This window comes from Streptomyces sp. SID9727 (genome assembly GCF_010550605.1).
GTDB lineage: Bacteria > Actinomycetota > Actinomycetes > Streptomycetales > Streptomycetaceae > Streptomyces.
In genome coordinates this window covers 1-4,147 of record NZ_JAAGNI010000395.1, presented here as the reverse complement: position 1 = coordinate 4,147, position 4,147 = coordinate 1, and the positions used below count along the sequence as shown (strand labels likewise).

The 4,147-nt window shown below is 74.3% G+C and carries 4 protein-coding genes; 2 read left to right on the top strand and 2 right to left on the bottom strand.

Translation table 11 applies throughout. The features are described 5' to 3' along the window. On the top strand, positions 1–793 hold a 793-nt coding region (locus G3I41_RS27970; protein WP_164403158.1), incomplete at its 5' end, for a hypothetical protein. 33 nt (positions 794–826) lie between these two features. On the opposite strand, the gene G3I41_RS27965 is transcribed toward G3I41_RS27970, so the two are convergent. Together G3I41_RS27965 and G3I41_RS27960 are read right to left on the bottom strand one after the other, a co-directional pair. Continuing rightward, positions 827–1,363: a PadR family transcriptional regulator gene (locus tag G3I41_RS27965; protein WP_164403157.1), complete on the bottom strand. Its 537-nt coding sequence runs from the start codon at positions 1,361–1,363 to the stop codon at positions 827–829. A 251-nt stretch (positions 1,364–1,614) separates the two neighbouring features. Beyond that, the gene (locus G3I41_RS27960; RefSeq protein ID WP_164403156.1) at positions 1,615–3,630 is read right to left on the bottom strand and encodes an NADPH-dependent 2,4-dienoyl-CoA reductase; all 2,016 of its coding nucleotides are present in this window, start codon (positions 3,628–3,630) and stop codon (positions 1,615–1,617) included. A gap of 234 nt (positions 3,631–3,864) precedes the next feature. Between G3I41_RS27960 and G3I41_RS27955 the strand changes: the two genes are divergently transcribed. Continuing rightward, positions 3,865–4,147 (top strand): DoxX family membrane protein (locus G3I41_RS27955; RefSeq protein ID WP_164403155.1); only part of this gene is annotated, 283 nt, incomplete at its 3' end.

Below are 4,147 nucleotides of genomic sequence, written 5' to 3'. Positions count from 1 at the left end.
GTGCGCGGTCGGGCTGAACGCCGGCGGTGCGCTGCTGCACGTGGCCGCCCTGAAGTACGGCCCGCTCACCCTGGTCCAGCCGCTCGGTGCGCTGACCCTGGTCGCGGCCGTCCCGCTCGGTGCCCGGGCCGCGGGCCGGCGGGTCACGGTGACCGAGTGGCGCGGCACGTTCCTCACCCTGCTCGGCCTCGGCGCCCTGCTCCTGACGGCGGGCGGCGCCGCCCCGCACGCGACCCTGACCATGACCGAGGCGCTGGCCGTGGGGGCCGGGACCATGGCGCTCGTCGCCGGGCTCAGCCGCCCCGGCGCCCGCCCCGGACTACGGCACGCGGCGGCCTCGGGCATCACGTCGGGTGTCGCCTCCGCGCTCACCCAGACCCTCACCGTCGCGGTGACCGACCACACCGGGCCGCTGCTCGACGCACGCCTGGGGGTCGTCGCCCTGCTGGTCTCCGCCTTCGCGATGGGCGGGCTGCTGCTCTCCCAGACCGCCTACCGGGGCGGGCTCGGGGCCCCGCTCGCCGTCGTCACCCTGGCCAACCCGGTCGCCGCCGCGGCCATCGGCCTGGCGCTGCTGGGGGAGAGGTTCCAGGGCGGGCCGGCCGGTCTGGTCCCGGCGCTGCTCGGCACGGTGGCGGCGGTCCGGGGCGTGGTCCTGCTCACCCGTGCCCAGGCGCAGACCGCGCCCGCGGTGGCCGGTGCCGCGCCGGCCGCACCGTCGCGGGTGGTGATCAGCGGCCCCCGGGTCGTGCGCCGCGAGCAGCGCCGCCGGGTGGGCGCGGGACGCCACTGAATCCGTACGCCGTACGCACTGCGGGGCGCACGTTCACGTCGGCTGCGGGTAGTCTTCCAGCGCGCGGGTGATCCACCCGATCCAGAAGTTCTCCAGGTCGATGCCGCCCCGCAGCACCAGATGCCGCAGCCGGTCCCCGGGGGTGTCGCGCTCCGGCGGGAAGTCCCGGATCTCGATCTCCTGGTACTCCGCGAGCTGCCGCCGGTGCAGTTCCAGATGGCGGCGGAGCTCCGCGTCGAGGCCGGGGGCCCCGACCACCGCCGCCGCCCGCATCCGCAGCAGCAGCGGGTCGCGGACCTGCTTGGGGTCCTCCTGCCGGGCCACCCACGCGGACAGCGCCTCGCGGCCCGCCGGCAGCACCTCGTACTCCTTCTTCTGCCCCCGGGCCGGCTGTGCGGGCTCCAGCGCCCGGATCTGCCCGGACTGCTCCAGCTTGCCCAGCTCGCGGTAGATCTGCTGGTGCGTCGCCGACCAGAAGTAGCCGATCGACCGGTCGAACCTGCGGGTCAGTTCGAGCCCCGACGAGGGCTTCTCCAGCAGGGCGGTGAGGATCGCGTGCGGCAGTGACATGGGGTGCAGCCTAGGGGTGTCTTGTCGGTCAGGGTCGGTCAGGCCGCGGCGTCCGGTGCGGTGCGTCGCAAGGCGCCGGGGCGTCCTCAATGGGGTCTCCCCTGCTCGAACGAAGGTGAGAGCTTGGGGAAGGAGCGATCAGGGCGTTTCGGCAACGCGGCGAGGTGCCGTGCCAGGCGTTGTCGCGGACCCGGCCCTGACCGACAAGACACCCCCCGGGGGACGGCCGGGCGGGCCCGGCCGTCCCCCGTTCAGAGGGCGGCGGCGAGCTCCGTGCCATGCCGGATCGCGCGCTTGGCGTCCAGCTCGGCCGCGAGGTCGGCGCCCCCGATCAGGTGCGCCTCGCGGCCGGCGGCGAGCAGCTCCTCGTACAGGTCCCGGCGCGGCTCCTGCCCGGCGCAGAGCACGATCGTGTCGACCGGCAGGACGTGCCGCTCCTCGCCCACCGTGATGTGCAGGCCCTCGTCATCGATCCGGTCGTACGTGACGCCCGCGGTCATCGTGACGCCGCGGTGGCGCAGCTCGGTCCGGTGGATCCAGCCGGTCGTCCTGCCGAGGCCCGCGCCGACCTTGCCGGCCTTGCGCTGGAGGAGGTGGACGGTGCGCGGGGTCTTCGGGCGCTCCGGGGCCGCGAGGCCGCCGCGCTCGCGGTACTCCGTGCCGACGCCCCACTGCCGGAAGAACACCTCCGGGTCGAGGCTCGCCCCCTGGCCGCCGTCCGTCAGGAACTCCGCCACGTCGAAGCCGATCCCGCCCGCCCCGACGAGCGCGACGCGGTCGCCGACCGGCGCGCCGTGGCGCAGCACGTCGAGGTAGCCGACGACGCTCGGGTGGTCGACGCCGGGGATCGCGGGGATGCGGGGCGTGACCCCGGTGGCCAGCACGACCTCGTCGTAGCCGTCGAGGTCCCCGGCGCCGACCGGGCTGCCCAGCCGCAGTGCGACCTTCTGCTCCGCGAGCCGGGTGCGGAAGTAGCGCAGCGTCTCGTCGAACTCCTCCTTGCCGGGGACCCGGCGGGCCACGTTCAGCTGACCGCCGATCTCGTCCGCCGCGTCGAAGAGCGTCACCTCGTGGCCGCGCTCGGAGGCCGTGACCGCGCAGGCGAGACCGGCGGGCCCGGCGCCGACGACGGCGACGCGCTTGCGGGTGCGGGTCGGCGACAGGACGAGTTCGGTCTCGTGGCAGGCGCGCGGATTGACCAGGCAGGAGGTGACCTTGCCGCTGAAGATGTGGTCCAGGCACGCCTGGTTGCAGCCGATGCAGGTGTTGATCGCGTCCGCGCGGCCGGCCGCCGCCTTCGCGACGAAGTCGGGGTCGGCGAGGAACGGGCGGGCCATCGACACCATGTCGGCACGGCCCGACGCGAGGACCCGCTCCGCCACCTCGGGGGTGTTGATCCGGTTGCTCGTCACCAGCGGTACGGAGACGGCCCCGCGCACCTTCTCGGTGACCCAGGTGAACGCGGCCCGGGGCACCGAGGTCGCGATGGTGGGGATGCGGGCCTCGTGCCAGCCGATGCCGGTGTTGATGATCGTCGCGCCGGCCGCCTCGATCTCCCGGGCCAGGTGCACGACCTCTTCCAGGGACGAGCCGCCGGGCACCAGGTCCAGCATCGACAGCCGGTAGATGATGATGAAGTCGTCGCCGACCCGCTCGCGGACGCGGCGCACGATCTCGACGGGGAAGCGGATGCGGTTCTCGTACGAGCCGCCCCAGCGGTCCTCGCGGTGGTTGGTCGCCGAGGCGATGAACTCGTTGATCAGATAACCCTCGGATCCCATGATCTCGACGCCGTCGTACCCCGCGCTCCGGGCCAGCGCCGCCGCCGTCGCGAAGTCCTCGATCGTCGCCTCGACCTCGTCGTCGGTCAGGGCGTGCGGCGTGAACGCGCTGATCGGCGCCTGCAGCGCGCTCGGCGCCACCAGGTCCGGGTGGTGCGCGTACCGGCCGAAGTGCAGGATCTGCAGGGCGATCCGGCCGCCCGCCTCGTGCACCGCCGAGGTCACCCGGCGGTGCTCGGCCGCCTCCGCCTCGGTGGTCATCTTCGCCCCGCCGGGGAACGAGCAGCCCCGCTCGTTCGGCGCGATGCCGCCGGTGACCATGAGGCCGACGCCGCCCCGGGCGCGCTCGGCGTAGAAGGCCGCCATGCGCTCGAATCCGTTCTCGACCTCTTCGAGGCCGACGTGCATCGACCCCATCAGGACCCTGTTCGGCAGGGTGGTGAACCCGAGGTCGAGCGGGCTCAGAAGGTGCGGGTACGGGCTCATGCGGCGGCTCCTCGGTGTGGCGTCGCCCCAGTTCTAGACCACCGCCGCGCCATTGTGCAACAAGTTGCACAATGGCGTACGTCGCACTGTGTCACGGCTCACGGCCCGGGGTGGGTCGCCCGAATGGAGTAACACCGCCGTCCGCGTGCTCCTCGCGGCGCGGAGAGTGGAGTCGTACGGAATCGAGGGGCCCGCGTCGTCGGGGCGGGGCCCCGGAACCCACCGGAGACCCCCATGGGCTGCGTCAACCGTCACGACCTCGGTCTGCTCGTCCTGCGCGCCGGCACCGGCGCGGTGCTCGCCGCGCACGGCGCCCAGAAACTCCTCGGCTGGTTCGGCGGCGGGGGAATCGAGGGGACCACCGCCGCGATGGAGGCGATGGGCTTCCATCCGCCGAAGCACAGCGCGCTCGCCGCCGGGCTCGGTGAGGCGGGCGGCGGCGTACTGCTCGCCCTGGGCCTGGCCACACCGGCCGCCGGTGCGGCGGCGGCCGGCGCGATGGCGGGCGCGGTGGCCG